This is a genomic window from Streptomyces sp. NPDC003016, from assembly GCF_053591455.1.
The window spans coordinates 1-26,527 of the sequence record NZ_JBSFTV010000066.1 but is presented as its reverse complement, the minus strand read 5'-3'; the positions used below and the strand labels follow the sequence as shown (position 1 = coordinate 26,527).

28 protein-coding genes and 1 pseudogene are annotated in these 26,527 nt (G+C 71.1%); 11 read left to right on the top strand and 18 right to left on the bottom strand.

The annotated features are described in order from the left end of the window. Together ACWDZ4_RS33665 and ACWDZ4_RS33660 are read right to left on the bottom strand one after the other, a co-directional pair. Nucleotides 1-701, bottom strand: a 701-nt coding sequence (locus ACWDZ4_RS33665) for an IS3 family transposase (RefSeq protein ID WP_451512195.1), incomplete at its 3' end; no start/stop codon positions are given. Further along, on the bottom strand, nt 698-1,003 hold the full coding sequence (locus ACWDZ4_RS33660; protein WP_451512194.1) for a transposase: 306 nt from the start codon (nt 1,001-1,003) through the stop codon (nt 698-700). The genes ACWDZ4_RS33660 and ACWDZ4_RS33665, both read right to left, overlap by 4 nt. Before the next feature lie 367 nt (nt 1,004-1,370). Between ACWDZ4_RS33660 and ACWDZ4_RS33655 the strand changes: the two genes are divergently transcribed. After that, nucleotides 1,371-1,826: a hypothetical protein gene (locus tag ACWDZ4_RS33655; RefSeq protein ID WP_451512193.1), complete on the top strand. Its 456-nt coding sequence runs from the start codon at nt 1,371-1,373 to the stop codon at nt 1,824-1,826. A 108-nt stretch (nt 1,827-1,934) separates the two neighbouring features. After that, the gene (locus ACWDZ4_RS33650; protein ID WP_451512192.1) at nt 1,935-2,744 is read left to right on the top strand and encodes a transposase family protein; all 810 of its coding nucleotides are present in this window, start codon (nt 1,935-1,937) and stop codon (nt 2,742-2,744) included. A 31-nt stretch (nt 2,745-2,775) separates the two neighbouring features. Here the strand turns inward: ACWDZ4_RS33650 and ACWDZ4_RS33645 are convergent. Both ACWDZ4_RS33645 and ACWDZ4_RS33640 read right to left on the bottom strand, forming a co-directional pair. Further along, nucleotides 2,776-3,581, bottom strand: a pseudogene (locus ACWDZ4_RS33645) (transposase family protein). Between the two features lie 111 nt (nt 3,582-3,692). After that, nucleotides 3,693-4,448 carry a transposase family protein gene (locus ACWDZ4_RS33640; protein WP_451512191.1) on the bottom strand — a complete coding sequence of 252 codons (756 nt, stop codon included), beginning with the start codon at nt 4,446-4,448 and terminating at the stop codon, nt 3,693-3,695. Between the two features lie 1,312 nt (nt 4,449-5,760). On the opposite strand from ACWDZ4_RS33640, the gene ACWDZ4_RS33635 reads away from it, so the two are divergent. Then, nucleotides 5,761-5,979: a hypothetical protein gene (locus ACWDZ4_RS33635; RefSeq protein WP_451512190.1), complete on the top strand. Its 219-nt coding sequence runs from the start codon at nt 5,761-5,763 to the stop codon at nt 5,977-5,979. Here the strand turns inward: ACWDZ4_RS33635 and ACWDZ4_RS33630 are convergent. After that, a complete protein-coding gene (locus ACWDZ4_RS33630; RefSeq protein ID WP_451512189.1) occupies nt 5,949-6,452 on the bottom strand; it encodes a tetratricopeptide repeat protein in 504 nt (167 codons plus the stop codon). The genes ACWDZ4_RS33635 and ACWDZ4_RS33630 overlap by 31 nt on opposite strands. 75 nt (nt 6,453-6,527) lie before the next feature. Beyond that, nucleotides 6,528-7,487 (bottom strand): ROK family protein, encoded by a 960-nt coding sequence (locus tag ACWDZ4_RS33625; protein ID WP_451512188.1) that lies wholly within the window; start codon nt 7,485-7,487, stop codon nt 6,528-6,530. 165 nt (nt 7,488-7,652) lie between these two features. On the opposite strand from ACWDZ4_RS33625, the gene ACWDZ4_RS33620 reads away from it, so the two are divergent. Beyond that, complete coding sequence (locus tag ACWDZ4_RS33620; RefSeq protein ID WP_451512187.1) at nt 7,653-8,696, top strand: LacI family DNA-binding transcriptional regulator; 1,044 nt, start codon at nt 7,653-7,655, stop codon at nt 8,694-8,696. A gap of 66 nt (nt 8,697-8,762) precedes the next feature. Here ACWDZ4_RS33620 and ACWDZ4_RS33615 read toward each other — a convergent pair whose 3' ends face one another. From ACWDZ4_RS33615 to ACWDZ4_RS33590, 6 genes are all read right to left on the bottom strand, one after another. Further along, nucleotides 8,763-10,628, bottom strand: coding sequence for a serine/threonine-protein kinase (locus tag ACWDZ4_RS33615; RefSeq protein ID WP_451512186.1), 1,866 nt, complete (start codon nt 10,626-10,628; stop codon nt 8,763-8,765). Between the two features lie 310 nt (nt 10,629-10,938). Further along, nucleotides 10,939-12,237 carry a DUF6986 family protein gene (locus ACWDZ4_RS33610; protein WP_451512185.1) on the bottom strand — a complete coding sequence of 433 codons (1,299 nt, stop codon included), beginning with the start codon at nt 12,235-12,237 and terminating at the stop codon, nt 10,939-10,941. A 162-nt stretch (nt 12,238-12,399) separates the two neighbouring features. Then, on the bottom strand, nt 12,400-13,362 hold the full coding sequence (locus ACWDZ4_RS33605; protein ID WP_451512184.1) for an electron transfer flavoprotein subunit alpha/FixB family protein: 963 nt from the start codon (nt 13,360-13,362) through the stop codon (nt 12,400-12,402). 64 nt (nt 13,363-13,426) lie between these two features. Beyond that, entirely contained in the window at nt 13,427-14,221 is a 795-nt protein-coding gene (locus tag ACWDZ4_RS33600) for an electron transfer flavoprotein subunit beta/FixA family protein (protein WP_451512183.1), read from the bottom strand. Between the two features lie 202 nt (nt 14,222-14,423). After that, entirely contained in the window at nt 14,424-14,945 is a 522-nt protein-coding gene (locus tag ACWDZ4_RS33595; RefSeq protein ID WP_451512182.1) for a flavin reductase family protein, read from the bottom strand. Nucleotides 14,946-15,000: 55 nt separating this feature from the next. After that, entirely contained in the window at nt 15,001-15,327 is a 327-nt protein-coding gene (locus tag ACWDZ4_RS33590; RefSeq protein WP_451512181.1) for a TlpA family protein disulfide reductase, read from the bottom strand. Nucleotides 15,328-15,555: 228 nt separating this feature from the next. Here ACWDZ4_RS33590 and ACWDZ4_RS33585 point away from each other — a divergent pair, with 228 nt between their 5' ends. Then, the gene (locus ACWDZ4_RS33585) at nt 15,556-16,278 is read left to right on the top strand and encodes a lysophospholipid acyltransferase family protein (RefSeq protein ID WP_451512180.1); all 723 of its coding nucleotides are present in this window, start codon (nt 15,556-15,558) and stop codon (nt 16,276-16,278) included. A 16-nt stretch (nt 16,279-16,294) separates the two neighbouring features. Here the strand turns inward: ACWDZ4_RS33585 and ACWDZ4_RS33580 are convergent, their stop codons facing one another. From ACWDZ4_RS33580 to ACWDZ4_RS33560, 5 genes are all read right to left on the bottom strand, one after another. Beyond that, complete coding sequence (locus tag ACWDZ4_RS33580) at nt 16,295-16,987, bottom strand: B3/B4 domain-containing protein (RefSeq protein WP_451512179.1); 693 nt, start codon at nt 16,985-16,987, stop codon at nt 16,295-16,297. 21 nt (nt 16,988-17,008) lie between these two features. Then, on the bottom strand, nt 17,009-17,608 hold the full coding sequence (locus ACWDZ4_RS33575; RefSeq protein ID WP_451512178.1) for a transglutaminase domain-containing protein: 600 nt from the start codon (nt 17,606-17,608) through the stop codon (nt 17,009-17,011). A gap of 79 nt (nt 17,609-17,687) precedes the next feature. Beyond that, nucleotides 17,688-18,791, bottom strand: a complete 1,104-nt coding sequence (locus ACWDZ4_RS33570) for a threonine aldolase family protein (protein ID WP_451512177.1) — start codon at nt 18,789-18,791, stop codon at nt 17,688-17,690. After that, a complete protein-coding gene (locus tag ACWDZ4_RS33565) occupies nt 18,770-19,537 on the bottom strand; it encodes an SDR family NAD(P)-dependent oxidoreductase (RefSeq protein WP_451512176.1) in 768 nt (255 codons plus the stop codon). The genes ACWDZ4_RS33570 and ACWDZ4_RS33565 overlap by 22 nt, the downstream gene beginning before the upstream one ends. A 26-nt stretch (nt 19,538-19,563) precedes the next feature. Beyond that, nucleotides 19,564-20,961, bottom strand: coding sequence for a DUF6421 family protein (locus ACWDZ4_RS33560; protein WP_451512175.1), 1,398 nt, complete (start codon nt 20,959-20,961; stop codon nt 19,564-19,566). A gap of 351 nt (nt 20,962-21,312) precedes the next feature. Here ACWDZ4_RS33560 and ACWDZ4_RS33555 point away from each other — a divergent pair, with 351 nt between their 5' ends. Beyond that, complete coding sequence (locus ACWDZ4_RS33555; RefSeq protein WP_451512174.1) at nt 21,313-21,996, top strand: glycerophosphodiester phosphodiesterase; 684 nt, start codon at nt 21,313-21,315, stop codon at nt 21,994-21,996. Between the two features lie 80 nt (nt 21,997-22,076). Here the strand turns inward: ACWDZ4_RS33555 and ACWDZ4_RS33550 are convergent, their stop codons facing one another. Then, nucleotides 22,077-22,628: a GNAT family N-acetyltransferase gene (locus ACWDZ4_RS33550; RefSeq protein ID WP_451512173.1), complete on the bottom strand. Its 552-nt coding sequence runs from the start codon at nt 22,626-22,628 to the stop codon at nt 22,077-22,079. Nucleotides 22,629-22,697: 69 nt separating this feature from the next. Here ACWDZ4_RS33550 and ACWDZ4_RS33545 point away from each other — a divergent pair, with 69 nt between their 5' ends. The 5 genes from ACWDZ4_RS33545 to ACWDZ4_RS33525 all read left to right on the top strand — a co-directional run. Next, nucleotides 22,698-23,084, top strand: coding sequence for a VOC family protein (locus ACWDZ4_RS33545; protein ID WP_451512172.1), 387 nt, complete (start codon nt 22,698-22,700; stop codon nt 23,082-23,084). A 94-nt stretch (nt 23,085-23,178) separates the two neighbouring features. Next, nucleotides 23,179-23,799, top strand: coding sequence for a DUF5134 domain-containing protein (locus ACWDZ4_RS33540; RefSeq protein WP_451512171.1), 621 nt, complete (start codon nt 23,179-23,181; stop codon nt 23,797-23,799). Between the two features lie 83 nt (nt 23,800-23,882). Beyond that, nucleotides 23,883-24,824 carry a M56 family metallopeptidase gene (locus ACWDZ4_RS33535; RefSeq protein WP_451512170.1) on the top strand — a complete coding sequence of 314 codons (942 nt, stop codon included), beginning with the start codon at nt 23,883-23,885 and terminating at the stop codon, nt 24,822-24,824. A 94-nt stretch (nt 24,825-24,918) separates the two neighbouring features. Then, nucleotides 24,919-25,605, top strand: coding sequence for a phosphatase PAP2 family protein (locus tag ACWDZ4_RS33530; protein WP_451512169.1), 687 nt, complete (start codon nt 24,919-24,921; stop codon nt 25,603-25,605). A 234-nt stretch (nt 25,606-25,839) separates the two neighbouring features. Then, on the top strand, nt 25,840-26,527 hold a 688-nt coding region (locus ACWDZ4_RS33525), incomplete at its 3' end, for a TetR/AcrR family transcriptional regulator (RefSeq protein ID WP_451512168.1).

Below are 26,527 nucleotides of genomic sequence, written 5' to 3'. Positions count from 1 at the left end.
CTCTCCGCTGCGGCATTGTCCGCGCTGGAGCCGACTGCGCCCATGCTCTGCCGGACCCCTGCTGACCTGCATATTTCAGTGAAGGCCCTGCTCGTGTATTGCGATCCGTGATCGGTGTGCATGATCGCTCCGGCCAGGCTCCCGCGGGTCCGCTCGGCTGCCGTCAGGGCGTCGGTGACGAGCTCGGTGCGCATGTGGTCGGCGATGGCCCATCCGGCCAGCCTGCGTGAGGCGAGGTTGATGACGGTCGCGAGGTAGAGCGGCTTTGAGCCGCTGACCGGCAGATACGTAATGTCGCCGACGTACTTCGTGTTCACCGCGGCCGCGGTGAAGTCACGGCCGATCAGATCCGGTGCCTTCGGGGCCGCTTGGTCCGTGAGGGTGGTGCGGTGCCGGCGGCGCAGACGGACTCCTTCGAGCCCGATGGTCCGCATGATCCTGGCGACCCGTTTGTGGTTGATCTGTTCGCCCTGGTCGCGGAGCTCGGCGGTGATCCTGGGGGCACCGTAAGTGCCGTCGGATTCCCGGTGGACCTTGCGTATCCGGGCTGCGAGCCCGGCCTCGACGGTCTGTCGAGCCGCCCTTGCGGCCGCGGTGCGGCGCCAGTAGTAGAAGCTTGACCGGCAGAGGCCGAGAATGTCGCAGAGCCGCTTCACGCCGTGACGGCGCTGGTGGTCAGCGACGAACTGGAAGCGGTTCACCAGCGCGTCTCCGTCGTGAAATACCGGGCCGCCTTGCGGAGAATGTCACGCTCTTCCTCCAGCTCACGGATCCTCTTGCGTGCCGCGACCAGCTCCGCCTGAACGCCATCACCGCCCGCCTGCGCAGCAGGTGGCGGCGCGGAGTGGGCACCGGGACGGCGGCCGTCAGCGGCTCGGATCCAGTTCCGCAGCGTCTCGGTGTTCACTCCGAGATCACCGGCGACCGACTTGATCGTCGCTCCCGGCCTCGACCGGTACAACGCGACCGCGTCCGCCTTGAACTCGGCGGGGTAATGCTTCATCCCCACGGGGACTCCGTTCTCCTGGACCATCAAGATCCAAGTCTCTCCGGTGTCCAAAACCCGGGGTCAAGGCCCGCCGCCGAACCAGCTCGGTGGTGGTCAGCGAGCGCAATGCTTCGCGTACCGCGGTGGGTGGGATGGGCCGGTCAAGTCCAAGTTGACTTGAATGACACTTTCGACGTGGTTCACCGGATGAGACGCTGGCCATGCGGTATCGGTTGATGTGAGAAGGGCCTGCCCGGTGGGGTCGACCAGATCAAGGTCCGAGTGTGCATGACGCTCACAGCCGGAGAGATTGCCTGTGGCGACGGCCGTCGTCGGCATGGTGAGGAACTGACGCCGCTTCCTCGGTTCTGAAGGGGTACACGTGACGACACGACGCATGAATGGCAATCTGAGCGCGGTCTCGACGCTGGTGACGGTCTTGGTGCTGGCCGCGGCCCCCTCGGCCTTGGCCTCTACCGAAGCCGGGTCCAGTGCGGCGCCGTGGGCCAATGATCCGTTCGATGTGTGCTCACAGGACTGCGTACTCGGTGGCGCCTGGGGCACAGTGATCTGGGGAAACCGGACGGCGACCGTGCAGGGTGGAGTCGCGGACTGGACCACCGTCGGCACCACTGTTCATTTCGAAGCCTTCGCTGGCAGTACCAAGATCGATACCGAGAGCAGGGGTGTCGTCAATAGCTCCGCGTACGGGGAGAAGCCCTATAACTTCGTCATCGGTAATCCCGATCTGCCCGGCGGTATCGACCGGGTCCGGATCACCGTGTGCACTCCTAGCCCCACCAACTGCGGCCAGCAGTTCAACGCGGTGAGGAATTGAAGTTTTCTCAGCGAAATTGCGCCTCGGGGGGCCGGTCGTAGACAGACGTGAAGCCCCTGGTAGGACGGTTCTCACCACAAGATCGTCCGCAGAACCAGAGGCTTCACGTTGGTCACCTATGCTGCCACGCTCGACGTTCCGCGCCACATCGTGGTGTACCTGTCCAGGCTGCTCGCCGCGCATCGCCGCGGCCTCAACACCCCTCGTGGATCGCGGGCCCTGGGCACGTTCCGGCAGGCCGTCCTGATGCTGCGCTGGTTCCGTGAGCGCGGCTGCGTGCACTGCCTGGCCAGGGACGCCGACGTCTCGCAGGCCACCGGCTACCGCTACCTGCACGAGGGGATCGATGTCCTCGCGGATCAAGCCCCGGATCTGCACGAGGTGTTGGACCGTTGCCGCGCCGAGGAGATGAGTCACGTGATCCTCGACGGCATGCTCGTCGAGAGTGACCGCCTCGCCGGTATCCGGGACAACGGCAACGACGTGTGGTTCAGCCAGAAACACAAGAGTTTCGGCGGCAACGTCCAGTTCCTGTCCGGCCCGGACGGCACCCCGCTGTGGGTCTCCGACGCCGAACCGGGATCCACCCCGGACATCACCGCAGCCCGGCTGCATGTCCTGCCCGCGCTGTACAAGGCTGCCGCCGACGGACTACCGACTCTGGCCGACAAGGGCTACATCGGTGCCGGCATCGGCATCCATGTCCCGGTCCGCCGCCCCAAAGGAAAGCCGGAAAGGGCCCTCGACGCCAACACGCGCAGCACGAACACCACGATCAGAGACCTCCGCGCCCTCGGCGAGCGCACCGCCGCCGAGCTCAAGGAACGCTGGCGCACTCTGAAGCACGTCACCCTGAGCCCCGGCCGCATCGGCGACATAGCCCGTGCCGCCATTGCCCTCAACCACCAGTGGAAGTGATCTTTATTGAGAAAACCTCATTGAGCCGTTTTCATCCTGGATAGCTGCAGGTCAGTAGCGTGTGGACGGCCTGAACGATGGTGCCGATCCGGCGGGTGGAGCATCTGGCTCGCCGGAGGATTCGCCAAGACTTCAACTGTGCGAAGGCGCGTTCACCCGGAGCCCTGAGCCGGGCATGATCCCGGTTGAACTGCTGGAGTGCTCGGGCTGTTCGCGGTGGTGGTAGTACGGGGTGCGGAAGGTGGCACCTGCGCCCTGGTAAGCGCGGTCCGCGAGAACGAGGATCTGCCTGGTCATGCAGGCCTGGACGATGCCGTGGGCACGGGCCGCGGTCAGATCGTGGGTCCGGCCCGGCATCGCGCGGGAGAACCAGAGCGGTGTGCCGTCGGGCCAGGCGATGACCTGCACGTTCATCCCATGCCGGCGGTGCTTCATCGAGTAGTACGGCTCATCCGCCTTGATACGGTCGGTGGCGATCAGGGTGCCGTCCACGATCACGTGATCGCCCTCGCCCAGCCCGGTCAGGGCCTCGTGCAGGCCCGGCGCCCACGCCGCGAGGACGTCCAGGGTCTCGTCGACGTAGCGCCAGGCCGTCGCGGTCGAGACACCGAACCCGGCCGCGAGCTGGGCGAACGACTCGTTCTTCCGAAGATGGGCCAGGACGAGAAGCGCCTGCTTGAAGCAACCGAGCCGTCTCCACGGCGAGTTCACCTCACGCCTTCGGGCGTAGATGAGCCAGGAGACATGCTCGACCAGCTCATACGAGACGTCGAGCATGGAAGGATACGGAACCAACAGAGCCCCCGGGCTGTCGGCAGTGTCGAGTGGAATCAACACCGCCAACGACCGGGGGCTCTGCCACGTCACCACCACCCCGCCTGACCAGGCCTTATAGCCCCTCAGAGGCAGGATCAAAGAAGCTCATTGACCAGTGAGCCTTTTTCAACCTCACGCTGATGCGTGGTGAAGGACGAGGACGGCCTTCACCAGGTCGGTGATGCGGTTGGTGCTGCAGCGGAGCTTCCGCAGGAGCCGCCAGCCTTTGAGGGTGGCCATGGCCTGCTCGCCGAGGCAGCGGATCTTGGCATGGGTGCTGTTGTGCCTGCGCTGCCACCGCTTGAGGCGACGGCCGCGGAAGGGCACCCGGATGGAACCGTCGGCGCCCTGATAAGCCTTGTCGGCCCAGCACTTCAGTCCGGCCTCGGCGAGTGCGTCGACGATGCCGTGGGTACGAGCGGCGGTCAGGTCGTGAGTGGAGCCGGGGAGCGCGGGCGAAGCCCACAGTAGCCGTCCGAATGGGTCGGTGAGGACTTGGACGTTCATGCCGTGGCGCTTGTGCTTGCCGGAGTAGTACGGGGTGTCGGCGGCGATCCGGTCGATCGGCAGGAGCGTCCCGTCAAGGATTACGAAGGCCAGCCGGCGTGCGGTCCGCATCGCCTCGGCCAGGCTGGGAGCGAGTGCGGCCAGGATCTGTATCGCCTCGCGGACGTAACGGTAGACGGTTGCGATCCCGATGCCGAACGCGGCGGCCAGCTGAACGTAGGTGTTGCCACAGCGCAGGTGAGTCAGGACCAGAAGCGTCTGCCGGCTCGGCGTGATGCGACGCCATCGGGTGCCGATCTTGCGGCGGTGAGCGGCCAGGCACCGGGCAAGGTGACGAAGGTGCGCGCTGGACAGATCGATCGCTGATGCGTAAACAAGCACGCGAAGCTCCTGGTCGGCACGGGTGATCTTGGTCGTGAACCCGTCTGCCAGGAGCTTCGTCGTTCACCTCGCGCAGGGTGCCCCAACCTGCCAGCCCCGCCAGCAGGTTGGAAAAGGCTCACTCTTGGCGTTCTTCGTTGACGGCGTGAAGCAGGACTTCGGTCCAGGACTGACGCGGTCCGAGACCATCTCAAGAAGGCGGATAGAGATCAGCAGGTGCAAGTGGCGGCCCGTCGAGGTGATCGAGCGGCAGATGCGGAACGAGGTCAATGCGGCTCGCGCAGACGTGGAGCCCGCAACCAAGTGACAGCCTGGTGGCGGGCGGCACCAGAACGTACAGCTGGTCACGCAGGTGCTCGGCGAGGATCGGGTAACCGCGTCGCGGCCCACCTGCATGGCGACCAGCGCCTGCAGGCCCGGCTGCTCTCCCGCCCCAGGCGTGTGCCGCCGGGTGCGGCCTGGCCGTCGTCCCCAGGACGGAAGTGCTGATGAGGGGGGGCGACCTGCTCCCTGGCATGCCGAAACATCCCGCAAGGGCACGCGTAGCGGATGCTGGGGATCGGGCCGCCCCTGCGGCGCCTGCGGCACGCCCGTTTCTGCTGGGCGTGCGGATTATGCGTACTGCGACGCCGGCTGCCAGCAGAAGGTCTACCGCCGCCGACGGACCACCAGCCCGGCCCCGGGCCCGGCCATGCATGGGACTTCACCTTGCTTGCCCGCCGGGCGCACGGCCCGGCGGGCAAGGTATCCGGCCGACGGTCAGGGAGCCGGATGGCGGCGGCCCCCTGGATGTAGCCCGGCGGGCCCGAGTCCCCTCGACGGCGATAGCTCACGGCGCCCCTGGTTAACCAAACGGTCCCGGATCTGGGACTCCATCGCATCCGTCTCCCATCCGTCTCCCATGGGAGACGGATGGGAGAAAGATCTTCCCAATCAAGGCTGACTACGGCTAGCTAAAGCTAAGTACGGCTAGGTTTGGGAGCGAATAGAAGCAGGCAGGACGCCGACCTGGCCTTATGTCGACGCAACCGTTGATCCAGACGATCACGGTTCCCCCTCTTCCGTAGCTCCCAGTGGTTCGTCCGCGACACACCGCCACGGAAACCCCGGGTCACCGCATCGTGCCCGCGACCGTTTGGGCACACAACCGTGCCGATGCTGTTGCATGCCGGAGGCAACGGCACGGGGCACGGGTGGCGTCGGACCGTACAAGAGAGGGCCCGGCCCGAACGGGGAACCGTGACGCATGTGTGCGGAGTCTCGTTGGGGCAACGGGAGCAACAGTTCAGCAGGCATGGGAGTGGGGTGCGGCATGAGTCGCATGGTGTTGGAACAGTTCCCGGCCGGCGGCCCGCGGGGCAGCCGGCCGGCCGAGGAGTTCGCCCTGGCGCGACGCGCGGAGGGCTGCCCGGCGGAGGTCGTGATGGACCTGGAGTCGGACGCGTTCCTGGTGGTCGTGACGGAGCGGGCGACGGAAGCCGACGCGCGCGCCGGATCCGGCTACTCCGTGGCGTCGAGGTCGTCGGCGTAGTGCTCGATCGCGGCGCGGTAACGCCGCACGCCCGGGTCGTCGCTGGTGGCCGCCAGGGCCTTGAGCAGCGTCCGGACGGCTTCACGGCCTTGGCCGGTGTTGTACAGGGCCATGGCGAGGAAGGACTCCAGGGCCGGGTCGTGCGGAAACTCCGCCAGGCCGCAGCGCAGGGTGCGCAGGGCCGGTTCGTAGCGGCCCAGCACGCGGTAGGTGCTGCCCAGGCCCAGGAAGGCACCGTGGCGGTCCTCGGGCGGCAGGCCCGGCAGGCTCAGGGCGCGTTCGTAGTACGGAGCGGCCTCGCTCTCCAGGCCGAGCACGTCGTGCGCCCACGCGGCCTGATAGGCGATCACGGCGTCCTGCGGATACCGCTCGGCCAGTGTCACCAGCCGGCCGCGGGCCTCGGCGGCCCGGCCCTCCTCCCGTAGCCGTACCGCTTGCGCCAGCGCCGTGTCCCGCTCGTGGTCACCGTTCACCGGCCCACGCTACAACGGCCGGTGAGTTCGGTCGCGGGCCGGGCAGTACCTCGTCCGGCCGGGCGGTCGTCCGCGTCAGCCGGCGTACGCCGCCGCCTCGCCCGGCCGTCCGCCGAGCGAGGCGGCGGCCGCCGCGCCCACCAGGCCCGCGTCGGTTCCGGTCAGGGCCGGGGCGACCTTCAGGCGCTGGACGAAGGAGAGCGTGGCGTACTCGCGCAGCGCGCGGCGCAGGGGCGTGAAGAGCACGTCGCCCGCGCCGGCCACTCCCCCGCCGACGACGGCGATCTCGATCTCGGTCAGCGTCGCGGTCGCGGCGATCCCGGCGGCCAGGGCCTGGGCCGCCCGCCGGTACGACGCGACGGCGACCGGGTCTCCGGCCCGGGCGGCGGCGGCCACCGCGGCGGCGGTGGCGTCGCCGTCCGGGCCCGGCCGCCAGCCCTGGCCGAGCGCCCGGCGCGCGATGTTGGGGCCGCTGGCGATCCGCTCGACGCAGCCGCGCGACCCGCACGGGCACAGGTCGCCGTCCAGGTCGACACTGATGTGACCGATGTGGCCCGCGTTGCCCGTCGGGCCCGGGTGCACTCGCCCGTCCAGCACCAGGCCGCCGCCGACGCCGGTGGAGACCACCAGGCACAGCGCGTTGTCGTAACCGCGGGCCGCACCCTGCCAGTGCTCGGCGGCCGTCATCGCCACGCCGTCGCCGACCAGGGTGACCGGCCGGCCTCCCGCCACCCGGCGTACCCGCTCGACCAGCGGGAAGTCGCGCCACCCCGGGACGTTGACCGGGCTGACCGTACCGGCGGAGGCGTCCACCGGTCCCGCGCTGCCGATGCCGACGGCCGTGGCACGGTCCCACAACGGGGAGGCGGTCAGCTCACCGAACACCCCGCCGACCGCACGCATCACGGTCTCGGCGTCCTCACGCGCGGGCGTCGGCCGCTGCGCGCGCAGAAGAATCCGGCCGTCACCGTCCACCAGCGCGCCGGCGATCTTGGTGCCGCCGATGTCGAGAGCGGCGACGAGGTCGGTGTGCATCGGTGTCCGGTCTCCAGCGGGGCAGGGGGTGGCAGCAGGTCAGGGCAAGTCTCCCTTCACCTGACAACGTTGTCCAGGCCCTATGCTCGACGCCACACCCTTCGCACACCGGCGAGCACGCCCTGCTTGCCGGACACCGCACCGACGAGGACAGGACAGCGCACCGTGGCCGAGACCGAAAGCCGCCGCCCCGAACCCCGCTACGGCAACCGGCCGACCATGAAGGACGTCGCCGCCCGCGCCGGAGTCGGCCTCAAGACGGTCTCCCGCGTGGTGAACGGCGAAGCGGGCGTCACACCCGACACCGAACAGCGCGTCCAGGAGGCGATCGAGGCACTGGGCTTCCGCCGCAACGACAGCGCGCGCGTCCTGCGCAAGGGCCGCACCGCCAGCATCGGCCTCGTCCTCGAAGACCTCGCGGACCCGTTCTACGGGCCGCTGAACCGCGCCGTGGAGGAAGTGGCCCGCGCCCACGGCGCCCTCCTCATCAATGGATCGAGCGCCGGGGACCCAGCCCGCGAACAGGAACTGGTGCTCGCGCTCTGCGCCCGGCGCGTCGACGGTCTCATCGTGATCCCGGCCGGGGACGACCACCGCTACCTGGAGCCGGAGATCGCGGCGGGCGTCGCCACCGTCTTCGTGGACCGCCCCGCCGGGAAGATGGACGCGGACGTGGTGCTCTCCGACAGCTTCGGCGGCGCGCGCGAGGGCGTGGCCCATCTGATCGGGCACGGCCACCGCCGTATCGGCTTCATCGGCGACCAGCCGCGCATCCACACGGCGGGCGAGCGGCTCCGCGGCTACTACGCCGCGATGGAGGAGTCCGGGCTGCCGGCCGACGACGCGTGGGTGTCGCTCGGCTCCACGGCACCCGAGCGGGTGCGGGACGCGGTCACCGCGATGCTGGACGCCCCCGAGCCCGTCACCGCGATCTTCGCGGGCAACAACCGGGTGACGGTGACGGCGGTACGGGTCCTCGCCGGCCGGGAGCACCCGGTCGCCCTGGTCGGGTTCGACGACATCGAACTCGCCGACCTGCTCCAGCCGGGCCTCACCGTCGTCGCGCAGGACGCCGCCGCACTGGGCCGCACCGCGGCCGACCGCCTCTTCCGCCGTCTCGACGGTGCGAACGACGCGCCCGCGCGCGTGGAACTCCCGACGCGCCTCGTCGTGCGCGGCTCGGGCGAGATCCCGCCGTGGACGCCCTGAGCCCGGTCCGGCCGACCGGGCCCGCCGGGCCCTGCCCGCCGGGCCCGGTCGGCGTCCGGCGCGGCCTCAGCAGACCGGCAGGCCGGGCACGGGCTTGTCGTTGTCGCCGCCCTTGAGGTAGACGTCGCTGACGAAGACGCCGGCGTTCCCGCTGTCGTCGTCGGTCTTGGCCCACCAGACGTTCGTCCACTGGCCGGAGGTCTCCCTGCGGCCGAGGTTCTGCTGGCAGTAGAAGTAGTTGGTGCCCGCGTTCAGCACACCGGCCTCGGCTCCGGACGCCGTGTAGGACTTCGCGGTCCGCCAGACCGTGCAGTTGTACTTGCCGCCGCCGATGCTGTGGCAGGCGGGCTCAGGAGCCGGTTCGTCCGGGCCGTTCCCGCCGCCGGCCGTGGTCGTCGGGCCGCCCTCGCCGGACCCGCCGGTCGCCGCGCCGCCCGAACCGCCCGACGTGTCGGCGCCGTCGGCGGAATCCGACGTACCGGGACCGCCGTCGCCCTTGCCGCCGTCCGATCCGGAGTCTCTGCCGCCGTCCGAGCCGCCGGAGTCCTTGCCGCCGTCGCCGTCGCCGTCGTCATCGCCGTCGGCGGCAGGCGGCTTCGCGTCCGGTCGTGGGCTCTTCTCGGCCTCCTGCCCGGTGGGTCCGGAGCCGGCCGGCTTCTTCGTGGCGGAAGGCTCGTCGCCTGCGGGCATCCGGCCGAGGCTGCCGGGCGAGGCGCTCTCCTCCTCCGCCCCCTTCGCCTGCCCTGCGGACACCGGCTCCGTACGGTCGGTGAGGACGTACGTCACACCGCCGCCGGCCAGCAGGACGGCCGCGACTCCCGCCGCCACCAGAGCAGTCCTGCCGCGCCCGGGCCTGCTTCCCGGAGCGGGGCCGGGCGCGGCGGGCGACGGACCGGCCACGGGGCCGAACCCCTCCGGCCGGTGCGGAAGCACATCGTGCACCGTCGCTTCCCGGGGCGGACCGTAAGAGCCGTGCGGGGCGTGGGAGGCGTGGGAGGCGTGAGGGCCGCCCTGCGCGAAGCCGGGCTGCGCAGCACTGTCCCCGGCACCGGAACCGGCACCGCCGCGCAGCGCCGTCGTGGCCGCCGGGTCCTCACCGGCGGCCACCGCCGTGAGCAGCCGGGCCGCCTCCCCGGCATCGGGACGCTGCGCCGGGTCCTTGCTCATCAGCCGCTGGAGTACGGGCCCGAGCGGTCCGGCCCGCCGCGGCTCCGGCAGCGGCTCCTGGACGATCGCGGTCAGCGTCGACCAGGTTGACGTACGGCGGAACGGAGAGCCGCCCTCCACCGCCGCGTACAGTGTCGCGCCGAGCGCCCAGACGTCGGACGCGGGGCCCGGCTCCTGACCCTGGGCGCGCTCGGGCGCCAAGTAGTCGAGGGAGCCGACCAGTTCGCCGCTGCGGGTGAGGTGGGCCGTGGAGCCGTCGCCCGGATCGTCCATGGCCGCGATCCCGAAGTCGGTGAGCACCACCCGCCCGCTGGCCCGGTCGAGCAGTACATTGCCCGGTTTGACGTCGCGGTGCAGCACCCCGACCGCGTGTGCGGCGCCCAGCGCCTCCAGCACCCTGGCACCGATGGACGCGGCTTCGCGGGGGTCCAGGAGGCCCCGCTCGCTCAGTACGTCGTCCAGGGAGGGCCCGTCGACGAGTTCCATGACGATGACCGGGCGGCCGTCGTGCTCCGTGACGTCGTGGACGGCGATGACTCCGGGGTGGCGTACGCGCGCGGCGGCCCGCGCTTCGCGCTGCATGCGGATGCGCAGGCCGTCCAGTTCGGGAGCCGACGAGTCGTTGTACGTCCGCAGTTCCTTGACCGCCACCTCACGGCCGAGCACCTCGTCGACGGCGCGCCAGACCACGCCCATGCCGCCGCGGCCGAGCTGCTCGATCACGCGGTAGCGGCCGGCCAACCGCTCGTTCTCCCCCGTAGCCACCACTGCCCCGTTCCTCTGTTCCGACTGAGACGGGGTACACAGTACGGGGCCCTGTCGGCAGCTTGGGGCGCGCGTGCCGGGGCGGCAGGGCGGGCTCCCATGACGGGTGGACGGAACGGGTTCGCGGAGCTGCCCCCGGCGGTGTGGCAGCGGTGGGCCGGCAGCCTCAGCCGCCTCGACGGTCCGGCTGCTCGGCGATCCGCTCGAGACCGTCCGCCGGGCAGCGCCGGGCAGCCGGTGATGCCCGGTGATGCCCGGCGCTGTCATGCGGTGGACGGGCCGGCGGATCAGGCCCCGGATCGGCTCCTGATCACTGGGCCGTGGCCGTGAGGCCGCCGCGGCGCGGCGACGCGAAACCGTCGAGGTCCGCGCGGGTGAGGCCGGTGAGCCGGGCGACCTCGGCGGTGTCGAGGGCGCCGCAGTCGATGCCCCGCAGCAGGTAGCTGCTGAGCGCCTTGGCGGTCGCGGGCTCGTCCATCACGTCGCCGCCGGCGTGGTTGACGTACGCGGCGAGGCGCGCGGCGGCCTGCTCGTAGCCCTCGCGGTAGAAGGCGAACACGGCGGCGTAACGGGTCGGGATGTGCGCCGGGTGCATGTCCCAGCCCTGGTAGTACGCGCGGGCCAGGGCGCGGCGGGTGAGGCCGTAGTGGAGCCGCCAGGCCTCGTGGACGTGCTCGGTGGTCCCGACCGGCAGGACGTTGGTGGAACCGTCCGAGACGCGTACGCCGGTGCCCGCGGCGGCGACCTGCATGATCGCCTTGGCGTGGTCGGCGGCCGGGTGGTCGCTGGCCTGGTAGGCGGCGCTGACGCCGAGGCAGGCGCTGTAGTCGAAGGTGCCGTAGTGCAGTCCGGTGGCACGGCCCTCGGCGGCGTCGATCATCCGGGCCACGGCAGCGGTGCCGTCGGCGGCGAGGATGGACTGGCTGGTCTCGATCTGGATCTCGAAGCCGATCCGGCCCGCGTCCAGGCCGCGCGCCTTCTCGAACTCCTCCAGGAGGCGCACCATCGCGGTGACCTGCTCGGGGTACGTGACCTTGGGCAGCGTCAGGACGAGCCCGTCGGGCAGGCCGCCGGCCTCCATCAGACCGGTGAGGAAGATGTCGAGGGTGCGGATGCCGCGGTCGCGTACGGCGGCCTCCATGCACTTCATGCGGATGCCCATGTACGGGGCGGCCGTGCCGTTCGCGTACGCCTCGCTGATCAGCCGGGCGGCGCGGGCGGCGTGCGCGTCCTCGTCGGCGTCGGTGCGGCCGCCGTAGCCGTCCTCGAAGTCGACGCGCAGGTCCTCGATGGGCTCGCGCTCCAGCTTGGCCCGTACGCGGTCGTGGACCGGCTGGGCGAGGTCGTCGGAGAGGCCGAGGACCGCGGCGAAGGAGGCGGCGTCCGGGGCGTGCTCGTCGAGCGCCCTGAGCGCCCGGTCGCCCCAGGAGCGGACGGTGTCGGCGGCGAAGACGTCGCCGGGTACGTAGACCGTGTGTACGGGCTGGCGGGTGCCTGGGTCTCCCGGGTAACGGCGGGCAAGCTCCTCGTCGACCGGTACGAGGGAGGCGCTGATGCCTTCGCTGACCGCGCCTGCGAGGCTTGTCGCCACCTTCTCCTGCTGACCCATTCCAACCCTCCAGTTTTCCGCTTCACGGAATCAATAATCCGCATAGCGAAGTTAATGGCCGGTCGTGACCTGCGTCAATGGTCTCCGGAAAGCGGCCGGGGCCGCGCGGTGAAGATCACCACACGGCCCCGGTGCTTTCCGGCGCGTCACGACGTGCGCAGGTCAGCCCTTGCGGGCCCTGACCTCTTCGGTCAGCTGCGGGACGACCGTGAAGAGGTCGCCGACCACGCCGTAGTCGACGAGGTCGAAGATCGGGGCCTCGGCGTCCTTGTTGATGGCGACGATCGTCTTCGAGGTCTGCATGCCGGCCCGGTGCTGGATCGCGCCGGAGATGCCGGAGGCGATGTACAGCTGCGGGGAGACCGACTTGCCGGTCTGGCCGACCTGGTTGGAGTGCGGGTACCAGCCGGCGTCGACGGCGGCGCGCGAGGCGCCGACGGCGGCGCCGAGCGAGTCGGCGAGCTCCTCGATGACGTGGAAGTTCTCGGCGCCGTTGACGCCGCGGCCACCGGAGACCACGATCGCGGCCTCGGTCAGCTCGGGGCGGCCGGTGGACTCGCGCGGGGTGCGCGAGACGACCTTGGTGCCGGTCGCGTTCTCACCGAAGGAGACGGTGAGCGCCTCGACGGTGCCCGCGGCCGGGGCGGCCTCGACCGGCGCCGAGTTCGGCTTGACGGTGATGACGGGGGTGCCCTTGGAGACACGGGACTTGGTGGTGTACGAGGCGGCGAACACGGCCTGCGTGGCCACCGGGCCCTCCTTGCCGGCCTCCAGGTCGACGGCGTCCGTGATGATGCCGGAGCCGATGCGGACCGCGAGGCGGGCGGCGATCTCCTTGGCCTCGGCGGAGGACGGCACGAGCACGGCGACCGGGGCGACGGAGTCGTACGCGGCCTGGAGCGCGTCCACCTTCGGTACGACGAGGTAGTCGGCGAACTCGGGGGCGTCGGCGGTCAGGACCTTGACGGCGCCGTGCTCGGCCAGCACCGCGGCGGTGGCCTCGGCGCCGTTGCCGAGGGCGACGGCGACGGGCTCGCCGATGCGGCGGGCGAGCGTCAGCAGCTCGAGGGTGGGCTTGCGGACGGCGCCGTCCACGTGGTCGACGTAGACGAGAACTTCAGCCATGGGAATGCTCTCCTGCGAGTGACGAGTGCGAAGAATCTGGGGGCGTCGAGGTGGCGCGCCGGCCTTAGACGAACTTCTGGCCCGCGAGGAACTCGGCCAGCTGCTTGCCGCCCTCGCCCTCGTCCTTGACGATCGTGCCAGCGGTGCGCGCCGGGCGCTCGGTGGCGGAGTCGACCTGGGTCCAGGCGCCCTCCAGGCCGACCTCGTCGCCGTCGATGCCGAGGTCGTCCAGGTCCAGCGACTGAACCGGCTTCTTCTTGGCGGCCATGATGCCCTTGAAGGACGGGTAGCGGGCCTCGCCCGACTGGTCCGTCACGGACACGACGGCCGGCAGGGACGCCTCCAGCTGCTCGCTCGCACTGTCGCCGTCACGGCGGCCCCTGACCGTTCCGCCGGCACCACCCTCGACCGAGACCTCGGAGAGCAGCGTGACCTGCGGGACGCCCAGGCGCTCGGCCAGCATCGCCGGAAGGACCCCCATGGCGCCGTCGGTCGAGGCCATACCGGTGATGACCAGGTCGTAACCGGTCTGCTCGATGGCCTTGGCGAGCACGAGCGAGGTACCCATGACGTCGGTGCCGTGCAGGTCGTCGTCCTCGACGTGGACGGCCTTGTCGGCGCCCATGGACAGCGCCTTGCGCAGGGCGTCCTTGGCGTCCTCGGGACCGACCGTCAGCACGGTGATCTCCGCGTCGTCCGCCTCGTCGGCGATCTGCAGCGCCTGCTCGACGGCGTACTCGTCGAGCTCCGACAGCAGGCCGTCGACGTCGTCGCGGTCGACGGTCAGGTCATCGGCGAAGTGCCGGTCGCCGGTGGCGTCGGGCACGTACTTCACACAGACAACGATCCTCAAGCTCACGCCGGCTCTCCTACTGCATCGTCTATTTCTTGACTGCCTCGTTGCAGGCAGCATAGGCGCCTGAAGGGGCGGATTCCGGTCGGGGTGGACCCCCGTTCCGACTGGAATATTACTCGTCAGTACATCCAGTACCTGCCCGCTGAGCAAGCGCTTTGAACTGTGACCTTGCCAACGCTGCGTAATCGGTGGGTGCCGGGAACTCTCAGTCCCTCAGGGCGTTGAAGCGCCCCTGGTGGTAGAGCAGCGGCCGGCCGCTGCCCGAGGGGTCCCCGGCGACGACCTGTCCGAGCACGACACGATGGTCCCCCGCCGGCACGCGGGCCACCACCCGGCACACCAGCCACGCCAGTACGCCGTCGAGCACGGGCACCCCCTCGGGCCCCGTACGCCACCGGGTGGGCGGCGCGAAACGGTCGGCGCCGCTGCGGGCGAACGTGGCCGCCAGATCCCGCTGGCCCTCGGCGAGTATGTGGACACCGACGTGCTCGGCCTCGGCCAGCACCGGCCAGCTGGACGAGCCGGTGCCCACGCCGAAGGAGATCAGGGGTGGCTCGGCGGCCACCGAGTTGAGGGAGGTGGCGGTGAAACCGACGGGACGGGAGCCCTGTGCGGTGATCACCGCGACGCCCGCGGCGTGGCGCCGGAAGACCGAGCGGAGCAGGTCGGAGGAGGCCTCGGGGGCCTGCGTCGGGAGCGGAATGCCGAGTCCGGGTGAAGCCGTCATGGAACTGTCCTTGGTGTCCTTCTGCGGTGGGTGCGGGCGGGCGGGGGTCAGGGGGTCATACGGCGCGGCCGAGCGCGGCGATGACATCGGCCCGGCGCGGCTGCCCCGAGGCCCTGCGCACGATCCGCCCGTCCCGGTCGAGCACGAGCACGGTGGGCGTGGAGCGGATGCCGAGTGCGCGTACGAGGTCGAGTCGCTCCTCCGCGTCGATCTCCACGTGGGCGACGCCCTCGACCATGCCCGCCACTTCGGCGAGTGTTCTGCGCGTCGCGCGGCAGGGCTGGCAGAACGCGCTGGAGAACTGGACAAGCGTCGCGCGCTCCCCCGGCTCCACGCCCAGTTCGGCCGCGCCCAGTCGTGTACCGCCGTCGTGCCCCGGCACCTTCGCCTCCGCTGATCTCGGTCTCTTCCCCGCGTCTGTGTTTCCAGCGTTCACCACGGGGAGACGATTCCCCATGTTTCCGCACGTGACGAGAATCTCGCGCATGAACGACTCCAGGACTGGCTACTCGGCCGCTCATGGGGCACGATCTGCCCAGCGCCGCTAAACCTACGGCTGCGTAGCTTCCGCCGGGAGAGCCTCCCCGGGCACAGAAGGGTCCCCCCAGACATGGCAGAACTCGTCTATCGACCGGTCATCGGTGCCGCACGTACCCTGTTCAAGGCGCTGGACCTGAAGATCGACACGCAGGGTTCTGAGAACGTCCCCCGCACCGGTGGCGCCGTGCTGGTGAGCAATCACATCAGCTACCTGGACTTCATCTTCTCGGGGCTCGGCGCGCTGCCGCAGAAGCGCCTGGTGCGCTTCATGGCGAAGGACTCGGTCTTCCGCCACAAGATCTCCGGGCCGCTGATGCGCGGTATGAAGCACATCCCCGTGGACCGCAAGCGCGGCGAGGCGGCGTACGCGCACGCCCTCGACTCGCTGCGCTCGGGCGAGATCATCGGGGTCTTCCCCGAGGCGACGATCTCCGAGTCGTTCACGCTCAAGAGCTTCAAGTCGGGCGCTGCCCGCATGGCCCAGGAGGCCGGCGTTCCGCTGATCCCCATGGCCCTGTGGGGCACCCAGCGGATCTGGACCAAGGGCAGGCCGCGCAATTTCGGCCGCAACCACATCCCCGTGACGATCCGGATCGGCGAGCCGATGGACGCGCCCGTGGACGAGTTCGCGGGCGCGATCACCCGCCGGCTGCGCGGCCGGGTGCAGGAACTGCTCGAAGCCGCCCAGCGCGCGTACCCCGTACACCCGAAGAACACCGAGGACACCTGGTGGGTCCCGGCGCACCTGGGGGGCACGGCGCCGACCCCGGCGCAGGTGCGCGAGGCCGGCTGACCGCGTCCCGCGGTTCTCACTCCGGGGAGCGGACCGTGATCCGCGCCCCGGGGCTCAGCTTCTCCAGCGACTCGGCGAGCTCGGCCCCCGCGGCCCGGAGCTCGCCGAGCGTCATGGGGGCCATGCTCTCCAGCAGGAAGACGGCGTTGACGGACTCCTCGGTCAGCCGCGTACGGACGCCCTGACGCCAGTTCCAGCGCCGGCACGTGACGCCTTCGTCGTCGCGCCAGACGACCTCCCCCGCGTCCGGGTGCTCGACGGCGTCCTCGCCGCCCGCGACCGTGCGGAACGGCTCCTCGCCGGTGGACCGCACGAGCCGCATGGCGCCCTTGATGTGGTCCAGGTCCTCTCCCCCGACGGGGATGAGGTGCGCGACGCTGATGGCGTTGCAGAGATCGACGAGCCGGTTGATCCGCGGCAGTCCGGCGTCCGACAGGGCGCGCTTGGCGAGCGCTTCGGCGGAGTTGCGGTTGCGGGCCGGCTTGGTGCCGAAGGCCGTGTACGCCGCGCGCCAGGCCGCCATGTGCGGGTCCTCGTGCGGGGCCCGGCCGCCGAGCCGCTCGGTGAGGCGGCGCGTCGCGTCGTCGAGCAGGGCGGAGCTGTCCGCGTCACTGGGACCGTTGACCAGGCCGTATGCCTCGACGGCGAGGTGGGTGAAGCCGGGAGCGAGGGCGCGCACCTCGTCCGACACGGAAAGTGTGAGGGTCATGTCTGCCTTGTCTCGGGGCTTTCAGAGGGCGTCGGGGAGGGTCCGCCAGAGGTACGGCCGGTCCGGAGCGGCTCGCAGCGCGCGCAGGACGACCGGATGCGGTGCAGCATGCAGCACCGGGTAGTCCACTTCACTGAACTCCGGACGTACGGCGAAGGCCAGCCGTTCGCCGTACGGGGAGAACTGCGCGTCCACGCCGGGCTTGTTGCCGCGCGGATCCTGCCGCGACCAGCCGCCGTGCCCCGGAAGCCTGACCGCGACGAGTCCGTGGATCACGGCGTTCGAGCCGCCGTCGTCCGCGAGCCGCTGGTAGCACAGGGCGGTGGGGACGCCCTCGGCGCGCAGCAGCGCCGCGAGGGCGTGGGCCTTGGCGTAGCAGATCCCGGTGCGCCGCGCGATCACGTCCGAGGCGCGCCAGGTGACGCGCATGTCGCCCGCGTCGTGGGAGTGGGGGATGGTGTCGCGTACGAATTCGTAGGCCGCTTTGGCGTATGCGTATGCATCGGGAGCTTGGGCGCGCAGCCGGGCCGCGGTTTCGCGCACCAGCGGATGCTCATGGTCGATGACGTCGTCGGCGGCCAAGTAGGCGGCCAGATCAGGCTTTTCCTGGATCAGCTCCATGGCGGTCGAGCGTAAATACGCGACCGGCCGGAAGTCAATGAGTTTCCGGTCGGTCGCATATTTATACGTCGCGAGCGTGTTACCTGGCCATCTCTTCCTTGAGCGCCTGCACGAAGCCGTCCACGTCGTCCTCGGTGGTGTCGAAGGAGCACATCCAGCGGACGTCGCCGGCGGCCTCGTCCCAGAAGTAGAAGCGGTAGTGCTTCTGAAGACGCTCGCCGACCTCGTGCGGCAGCCGCGCGAACACCGCGTTGGCCTGGACCGGGTAGAGGATCTCGACGCCGTCCACCTGGCGGACGCCGTCGGCGAGCCGCTGGGCCATGGCATTGGCGTGGCGCGCGTTGCGCAGCCACAGGTCGCGCGCGAGCATCGCCTCCAGTTGCACGGAGACGAAGCGCATCTTGGAGGCGAGCTGCATCGACAGCTTGCGCAGGTGCTTCATGGCGCGCACGGCGTCCGGATTCAGGACGACGACCGCCTCGCCGAAGAGCATGCCGTTCTTCGTCCCGCCGAAGGACATGATGTCCACGCCCACGGTGTTGGTGAAGGTCCGCATCGGTACGTCGAGCGAGGCCGCGGCGTTGGACACCCGGGCCCCGTCGAGGTGGACCTTCATCCCGCGCTCGTGCGCGTGCTCGCAGATCGCCCGGATCTCGTCCGGTGTGTAGACCGTGCCCAGTTCGGTGTTCTGGGTGATCGACACCACCTGCGGCATCGCGCGGTGCTCGTCCTCCCAGCCGTACGCCTGCCGGTCGATGAGCTCGGGGGTGAGCTTGCCGTCCGGCGTCGGTACGGTCAGCAGCTTCAGGCCGCCCATCCGCTCCGGGGCGCCGCCCTCGTCCACGTTGATGTGCGCGGTCTCGGCGGCGATGACCGCGCCCCACCGGTCGGTGACCGCCTGGAGGGCGACCACGTTGGCGCCGGTCCCGTTGAAGACGGGGAAGGCCTCGGCCCGCCCGCCGAAGTGGCTGCGGACGATCCGCTGGAGGTTCTCCGTGTAGTCGTCCTCGCCGTAGGCGACCTGGTGGCCGCCGTTGGCGAGGGCGAGCGCGGCGAGCACCTCGGGGTGGGCGCCCGCGTAGTTGTCGCTCGCGAAACCGCGCACCCGCGGGTCGTGGTGCCGGCGCGCGTCGGTCTTCGCCGCGTTCGTCGGATCCGGGTTCACGGCTTGGGGGTCAGCCACAGGCGCTGTCCATTCACTTCCCTGGCGGGCCGGTCCCAGACTCCGGCGATGGCATCGGCCAGTTCCTTGACGTCCGTGAAGCCCGCGAACTTCGCGTTCGGGCGCTCGGCGCGCATCGCGTCGTGCACCAGTGCCTTGACGACCAGGATCGCAGCCGCGCAGCGCGGCCCTTCCTCGCCCCCCGCCTTGCGGAACTCGTCGGCGAGCGCCAGGGTCCAGGCCTCGGCCGCGGCCTTGGACGCGGCGTACGCGGCGTTGCCGGCGGTGGGCTTGGACGCGCCCGCAGCGCTGATCAGCAGGTAGCGGCCGCGGTCGCTGCGCTGGAGCGGGGCCTGGAAGGCGAGGGAGGTGTGCTGGACGGTGCGGATCAGCAGTTTCTCCAGCAGGTCCCAGTCCGTGAGGCTGGTCTCGGCGAAGGTCGCGCCGCCGCGCCAGCCGCCGACGAGGTGGACCATCCCGTCGATCCGGCCGAACTCCTTCTCGGTCTTGTCGGCCCAGTCGCGGGTGGCGTCGAGGTCGAGGAGGTCGACGGTCTCGCCGGTGACGGTGGCGCCGCCGTGGGCGTACCTCGCGGCGTCGACGGCCTCGGCGAGGCCCGCGGCGTTCGCGTCCGCACCGACGACGGTCGCGCCCGCCTCGGCCAGCCTGAGCAGGGCGGCGCGGCCCGCGGGTCCCGCCGCTCCGGCCACCGCGACCACGGCGCCCTCCAGCGCTCCGCCGTTGCCGTTGCTGCTGCCGTTGGTCATGGTCGTCGCCTCCTGGGCGCGAGGGCTCACGCGGCCACCCGCTCGGCACTCGCCGCGGTGATCCCCCGGGTTGAGGCGATCACGTTCTTCAACTTCTTGGAAAGCGCCTCATAGAACATGCTGAGCGGAAACTCGTCCGGAAGCACGTCGTCCACGAGTTTGCGCGGCGGCAGCGACAGATCCAGGGCGTCGGGCCCCTTGGTCCAGCGCGATCCGGGGTGCGGCGCGAGGTACGTCGAGACCAGGTCGTACGCCGCGAACCAGTGGACCAGCTTGGGGCGGTCGATGCCGGCCCGGTAGAGGTCCTCGATCTCGGCGCAGAGCTGGTTGGTGACCTGCGGGGCCCGCTCCCAGTCGATCTTCAGCGTGTTGTCGGTCCAGCGCACCACGTCGTGCTGGTGCAGGTACGCGAAGAGCAACTGGCCGCCGAGGCCGTCGTAGTTGCGGACGCGGTCGCCGCTGACCGGGAAGCGGAACATCCGGTCGAACAGCACGGCGTACTGGACGTCACGGCCGTGCGCGTTGCCCTCGGCCTCCAGCTTCACGGCCTCCTTGAAGGCGGTGAGGTCGCAGCGCAGCTCCTCCAGGCCGTACATCCAGAACGGCTGGCGCTGCTTGATCATGAAGGGGTCGAACGGCAGGTCGCCGTGGCTGTGGGTACGGTCGTGGACCATGTCCCACAGGACGAACGCCTGCTCGCAGCGGTCCTGGTCGGAGACCATCGCTCGGATGTCCTCCGGCAGTTCGAGGCCGAGGATGTCCACCGCGGCCTCGGTGACGCGGCGGAAGCGGGCCGCCTCGCGGTCGCAGAAGATGCCGCCCCAGGAGAAGCGCTCGGGGGCTTCGCGGACGGCGATCGTCTCGGGGAAGAGGACGGCGGAGTGCGTGTCGTACCCGGCGGTGAAGTCCTCGAAGGTGATGCCGAGGAACAGCGGGTTGTCGTAGCGGGTGCGCTCCAGCTCCGCGAGCCACTCGGGCCACACCATGCGCAGGACGACCGCCTCGAAATTGCGGTCGGGGTTGCCGTTCTGCGTGTACATGGGGAAGACGACCAGGTGCTGGCGGCCGTCGGCGCGCCGCTGGGCGGGCTGGAAGGCGAGCAGCGAGTCCAGGAAGTCGGGGACCGTGAACCCACCGGCGACCCACTTGCGGAGGTCGGCCACGAGGGCCCGGTGGTACGCGGCGTCGTGCTCCAGCAGGGGGGAGAGCTCCTCGACCGCGCCGGTCACACGGCCGACGGCGGCTTCCGCTTCGGCGGGCGTCGGTGCGCCCTCGGCGCCGAAATCTATGGACCCGTCCGCCGACTGCCAGGGCCGGATCGCCTCCACGGCATTCTTGAGCTCGGGCCAGGCCGGGTGCTCGACCACGCGCCGGGCACCGGATATGCCGTCGGCGACTGCGTCCTGCACAAGAATTTCCGTCATGTCACTTCCTTCACGGGAGAACCTCGCGTCAAGGCACCGTATAGGTCTTCGACTCTTCCATTCAAGAGCGGGTCCAGCAAATTATCCTGCCGAGCCCCCTTGATCGCCGCTGTTCTTCCTGTCCGGTCCCGTACCGGCGCCCGCTTCTGCCCTCTCCGCCCCTCTCCGCTCCCCGGTGGCCGTACAGCGCGCGTACCCGTTCCAGCCCTTGTCACCTCCCGTTCACCGGCGCGGCCCCGGGGATCGCCGGGGTCCGGGCGGAGCGCTCCGCTTCTCCGCGCGAGACGGCCCCCTCCGGGGAGGCGGGCCGTTAGGCTGCCCGGAGCCGCTGTCGACGGAAGCGAGACTGTCTTGAGTTTCCTCACCATTGGTCATCGCGGGGTCATGGGCGTCGAGCCGGAGAACACCCTCCGTTCCTTCGTCCGCGCCGAACAGGCCGGCATGGACGCCATCGAACTCGACCTGCACCTGAGCAAGGACGGCGCGCTCGTGGTCATGCACGACGCCGAGGTGGACCGTACGACCGACGGCAGGGGTGCGATCGCCGACCTGACCCTCGCGGAGCTGCGGGCACTCGACGCCGGGCGGGGCGAACGCGTCCCGGTCTTCGAGGAGGTCCTCGACGCGGTGGGGTCACCGCTCCAGGCCGAGATCAAGGACACCGCGGCGGCGCGGGCGCTCGCCGCGGTGATGCTCCGGCGCGATCTGGCGGGCCGCGTGGAGGTGTCGTCGTTCCACGACGAGGCGGTGGCCGAGATCGCCTCGCTCGTCCCCGGCGTACGGACCGCGCTGATCGCCAGCCGTTACGGCAACGACGTGGTGGACCGCGCCAGGGCGGTGGGCGCGGTGACGCTGGCGCTCAACATCCGCAGGCTGACCCTGGAGACCGTGGAGCGCGCGCACGCCGAGGGGCTGCGGGTCATCGGCTGGGTGGTGAACACGCAGGAGCAGCTGCGGCTGGTGCGGGCGCTGGAGCTGGACGGCGCGACGACCGACTACCCGGAGATCCGCCGCACGGGCCGCTTCACCGCGTGAGCGGGTCCGGCGGCGCCGTTCCCCGTCCGCCCCGGGCGTCGCCGCCCCTGCCCGGCCCGGCCGCTTCGGCCCAGCCCTTTTCAGCCCAGCCTCTTCACCAGCAGCTCGAACTCCAGGTCGTCGCGCTGCGGAATGCCGAAGCGCTCGTCGCCGTACGGGAAAGGGGTCGTCCTCCCGGTACGGCGGTAGCCGCGGCGCTCGTACCAGGCGATGAGGTCCTCCCGTACGGAGATCACCGTCATGTGCATCTCACGCGCGCCCCACGCCTCGCGCACGGTCCGCTCCGCCTCGGCGATGACGACCTTGCCGAGACCGGCGCCCTGCATCTGCGGACGGACCGCGAACATGCCGAAGTAGGCGGCCTCGCCCCGGTGTTCGAGCTGGCAGCAGGCGACCAGCACACCGTCCCGCTCGACCGTGAGCAGCCGGCTGTCCGGGGACTTGACCACGTCGAGGACGCCCTCGGGGTCGGTCCGCTGCCCCTGGAGGATGTCCGCCTCGGTGGTCCAGCCCGCACGGCTGGCGTCCCCCCGGTACGCCGACTCGATGAGCGCAACGAGCGCGTCCACATCGGTTTCCGTCGCGTCGCGGAAGGTCAGTCCGGTGGCGGCCGGACGAGGGGTGGTCTCCATGGGGGGTGGTCTCCGGATCTGTGCGGCGGTCGGGCGCCCCGAGCGTAACGCGCGCTAAGGTCCCGGTGCATGGTGCAGGTACTGAGCAGCAGAACTCTTCTGCGTCCCACGGATCCGGAGCGTTCCCGCGCGTTCTACGGCAAGGCGCTGGGACTCGCCGTCTACCGCGAGTTCGGCACGGGGCCCGAGCGCGGGACGGTGTACTTCATGGGCGGCGGCTTCCTGGAGGTCTCCGGGCGCTCCGACACCCCTCCCTCCCCCGGCCTCCAGCTGTGGCTCCAGGTCGAGGACGCCGTCGCGGCGTACGAGGAACTGTCGGCGCGCGGCGTCGAGGTGCTGCGGCCGCCGGTCAAGGAGCCGTGGGGCCTGATCGAGATGTGGCTCGCCGACCCCGACGGCGTGCGCATCGCCGTCGTCGAGGTGCCCGCGGACCACCCGCTGCGCTACCGCCCCTGACCCCGGCGCGCTCCCCGTGCACCCCCGTGCGCTCGCATACGGCGCGGAGGCGGCGGGCATCGACGGGACGACACCGTCGACGGGGAGGTACACCGTGCACGGACAGGCGATGTCCGGCTGGCTGCTCGTGGCACTGTGCGCGGCGACCGGCGCGTACTGCCTGCTGCGGCTGCGCAGCGGCGGGGAACACCGTGAAGAGGCGGGCGGTGACGCCCTGATGGGGTTCGGGATGGCGGCGATGGCGGTGCCCGCCGCGGTGCTCGCCCCGCCGGCGTGGGGATGGATGCTGTACGCCGGGGTCTTCGGCGGGGCGGCGCTGCGGGCGTTGTGGCAGACCCGCGGGAGCGCGCACCACGTGCACCATCTGGTGGGTTCGCTGGCCATGGTCTACATGGCGCTGGCGATGGCTCCGGGAAGCGGCGGTTCCGCGCACGAGGGGCACCCGTCCGGGTATGCCGCCGCCGGTGGGATTCCGCTGCTGACCGGCGCACTGCTGCTGTACTACGCCGCGTACGTGCTGCGCTCGGGGGTGGGACTGATGCCGGTGGCCACGGCGGCGGGGAACACCGTCGCGGGAGCGGAGGCGGAGGTGAACGGCGGCGCGGGCGGTGGCGGTGGCAGTGGGGCGGCCTCCTGGGACGCGCGGCCGGAACTGGCCCTCGCCTGCCGGGTTTCGATGGGCATCGGCATGATCGCGATGCTGGTCACCCTGTGAGACGCCGCCGCGAAACCGTGGCCTGCGTCACTTGACGCGCAAGGCCATACCCGTGAGTAGGCCCGCACTCATAGGCTGGCCCCATGACGCTCTCCTTGGCACTTCTGCTGCTCGGCGTCGTCGCCGCCGTCGCGGCCCCGCGGCTCCTGTCGCGCGCCGACTGGCGGGAGCGCGAACCCGTGGTGGCCCTGTGGGTGTGGCAGTGCGTGGTGGCCGCCGTGCTGCTGTGCTTCGGCCTGTCGATGACGTTCAGCGCGGCCGCCGCCTGGCAGGCCGTGCGGGGCCATGTGTTCGCCCCGGCCCCGCACGGCGTCGTGGAGGCGTACGCCCTCGCCGCGTACGGGCCGTGGTCCGCCGTCATCGCGGTGCTGCTGGCGTGCGGAGGAGCCTGGACGGCGGCGATGCTGGTCCGCGAGATCCGCGGGGCGCGCGCAGGGCGTGGGCAGCGGCGCGCGGACCTGCTCGTACGCTCCCCACTGCTGCCCGGCGAGGAGCCCGGCGCCGACCGGCTGGTCGTACTGGAGGGGGAGCGTCCGGACGCGTGGTGGCTGCCGGGGGGCGCGGCCCCGCGCCTGGTCGTCACGACGGCGGCGCTGCGGCGCCTGAAGGGACGGCAGCTCGACGCCGTACTCGCCCATGAGCAGGGGCACGCGCGGGCCAGGCACGACTGGCTGCTGCACTGCGCGTCCGCTCTGGCGACCGGCTTCCCGCAGATTCCGGTGTTCGCCGCGTTCCGCGACGAGATGCACCGGCTGGTGGAGCTGGCCGCCGACGATGTGGCCTCGCGGCGTTTCGGCCGGCTGACGATCGCCCTCGCCCTGGTGGAACTCAACGAGGACCGCGGCGTGTTCGGGCCGTGCCCGGCCGCCTCGCACGCCGGACTGCCGCAGCGCGTCGACCGGCTGCTGACCGCGGCCCCCCGCCTCACCGCGGGCCGTCGGCTGCGGCTGACGGCGGCGGCCTCGCTCGTTCCGGCCGTACCGCTGCTGGTCGCGTTCGTGCCGGGGCTCAGCGCGCTGGGGTAGCCGGCGTACGGAGGGTGCGGCCGGCATGCCGCGGCAGCCCTTCCGCCCGGCCCCGGGGTGGTCCGTGCCGCCGCCTATGGGCAAGGATCTCCTCATGCACTCCCCACGACTGGCTCCGTCCTCCCGCCCCGCCCTCCCCGCGCCCGTACGCACGGCCCTTGTCTGCTCGGCCCTCTCGGTCGTCCTTCTGCTGCTTGTCGCGTTCGAGTGGCGGCCGTTGATGTCGCTCGACCGCTCGGTCGGGGACGCCCTGCACCGCTCGGCGGTCGGCCGTCCCGGCGTCACGCACACCAACCGGGTCCTGTCCGACTGGGTGTGGGACCCGTGGACGATGCGCGCGCTGGTGGCCGTGGTCTTCGCGTGGCTGCTGTGGCAGGGGGAACGGCTCCTGGCGCTGTGGACCGCCGCGACCAGTGTGCTCGGTTCACTCGTGCAGCAGGGCCTCAAGGCGGCGGTCGGCCGTGAGCGCCCCGTGTGGTCCGACCCGGTCGACTCCGCGCACTTCGCGGCCTGGCCGTCCGGCCACGCGATGACAGCCGTGGTCACCTGCGGGCTGCTGCTGTGGCTGCTCTCCCTGCGCGGCGCGAGTACCGGGGTGCGCACGGCCGTGCTGGTCGCCGGAGCGGTGTCCTGCCTCGGCGTCGGCGTCACCCGGCTGTACCTGGGCGTGCACTGGATGTCCGACGTGCTGGGCGGCTGGCTGCTGGGAGCAGCCGTGGTGGCGCTCTCGGCGGTGGCGTACGGCCGCCTGGTCGCTTCCCGGGAAGGAACGTCCGCATGACGGCCGGGGGCGCACTCTTCGGCTTCTCCGGCCCGCCGCTCGGGATCGAACCCGCCGAGGTGCGGCTGCGCCCGGTGCCCTCACTCGTGGCCTGACAGGAAGAGCGTCCGTATCCGGCGGTCCCCCGCGCCGCCGGATACGGACGGCAAGCCCACGGAGCAGGCCCGGCCAGGCACCTGTCGTGGGAGCACTGAGTATATTGGCTACGGGCCAGTCAACGCAGGAGTTATCAGGATGTCCCCGCGCAGCGCATCGGTCAACGAGGAGTTGCGCCGCCGTTCCCGTGAGCGGTTGCTGCAGGCCACGGTGGAGCTCGTCGGGGAGCGGGGATACGAGGCGACGACGCTCGGCGCCATCGCGGACCGGGCCGGATCCGCGCGCGGGCTGGTCTCCTACTACTTTCCCGGGAAACGGCAGTTGCTGCAGTCGGCCGTGCACCGGCTGATGCACCGGACGCTCGAAGCGGCCCTGGAGCGCGAACCGCGCACCGAGGACGGCCGTGAACTGCTGGCCCGCGCGATCGACGCCGTACTGGGTCTCACGTGCGACCACCCGGTGCTCATGCGTACGCACATGGCGGGCATCCTCCAGGCGGAGGGCTTCGTGCGGTGTCCCGAACAGCAGCGGCTCGCGGAACTGCTGCGGGGCGCTGTCGTGCGCCACGGATCGCGGGACGCGGACGCCGACTATCCGCTGCTGCGCGCGCTGTTGATGGGCGCGGTGTTCGCCGCGCTGCTGCCGGGGGCGCCGATGCCGCTGCCGCGCCTGCGGGCCGAGTTGTTCCAGCGGTACGGGCTGGACTGGGAGCTCGGCGTGCCGCCGGGCGGAGCAGCCGATGGTGGTGCAGGCGCTGGTCACGACGTTCCAGCGGTCGCTGAAGGAGGAGTTGCGGACGGCGTTCGGCACGGAGTGACCCGGGGTG

What these genes read in the sequence shown, in the direction of transcription:
- ACWDZ4_RS33660 (WP_451512194.1), bottom strand. Translation starts at nt 1,003, where the DNA reads ATGAAGCATTACCCCGCCGAGTTCAAGGCGGACGCGGTCGCGTTGTAC.
- ACWDZ4_RS33635 (WP_451512190.1), top strand. Translation starts at nt 5,761, where the DNA reads ATGAGTCGCATGGTGTTGGAACAGTTCCCGGCCGGCGGCCCGCGGGGC.
- ACWDZ4_RS33625 (WP_451512188.1), bottom strand. Translation starts at nt 7,487, where the DNA reads ATGCACACCGACCTCGTCGCCGCTCTCGACATCGGCGGCACCAAGATC.
- ACWDZ4_RS33610 (WP_451512185.1), bottom strand. Translation starts at nt 12,237, where the DNA reads ATGGGTCAGCAGGAGAAGGTGGCGACAAGCCTCGCAGGCGCGGTCAGC.
- ACWDZ4_RS33605 (WP_451512184.1), bottom strand. Translation starts at nt 13,362, where the DNA reads ATGGCTGAAGTTCTCGTCTACGTCGACCACGTGGACGGCGCCGTCCGC.
- ACWDZ4_RS33595 (WP_451512182.1), bottom strand. Translation starts at nt 14,945, where the DNA reads ATGACGGCTTCACCCGGACTCGGCATTCCGCTCCCGACGCAGGCCCCC.
- ACWDZ4_RS33585 (WP_451512180.1), top strand. Translation starts at nt 15,556, where the DNA reads ATGGCAGAACTCGTCTATCGACCGGTCATCGGTGCCGCACGTACCCTG.
- ACWDZ4_RS33580 (WP_451512179.1), bottom strand. Translation starts at nt 16,987, where the DNA reads ATGACCCTCACACTTTCCGTGTCGGACGAGGTGCGCGCCCTCGCTCCC.
- ACWDZ4_RS33575 (WP_451512178.1), bottom strand. Translation starts at nt 17,608, where the DNA reads ATGGAGCTGATCCAGGAAAAGCCTGATCTGGCCGCCTACTTGGCCGCC.
- ACWDZ4_RS33565 (WP_451512176.1), bottom strand. Translation starts at nt 19,537, where the DNA reads ATGACCAACGGCAGCAGCAACGGCAACGGCGGAGCGCTGGAGGGCGCC.
- ACWDZ4_RS33560 (WP_451512175.1), bottom strand. Translation starts at nt 20,961, where the DNA reads ATGACGGAAATTCTTGTGCAGGACGCAGTCGCCGACGGCATATCCGGT.
- ACWDZ4_RS33550 (WP_451512173.1), bottom strand. Translation starts at nt 22,628, where the DNA reads ATGGAGACCACCCCTCGTCCGGCCGCCACCGGACTGACCTTCCGCGAC.
- ACWDZ4_RS33545 (WP_451512172.1), top strand. Translation starts at nt 22,698, where the DNA reads ATGGTGCAGGTACTGAGCAGCAGAACTCTTCTGCGTCCCACGGATCCG.
- ACWDZ4_RS33535 (WP_451512170.1), top strand. Translation starts at nt 23,883, where the DNA reads ATGACGCTCTCCTTGGCACTTCTGCTGCTCGGCGTCGTCGCCGCCGTC.
- ACWDZ4_RS33530 (WP_451512169.1), top strand. Translation starts at nt 24,919, where the DNA reads ATGCACTCCCCACGACTGGCTCCGTCCTCCCGCCCCGCCCTCCCCGCG.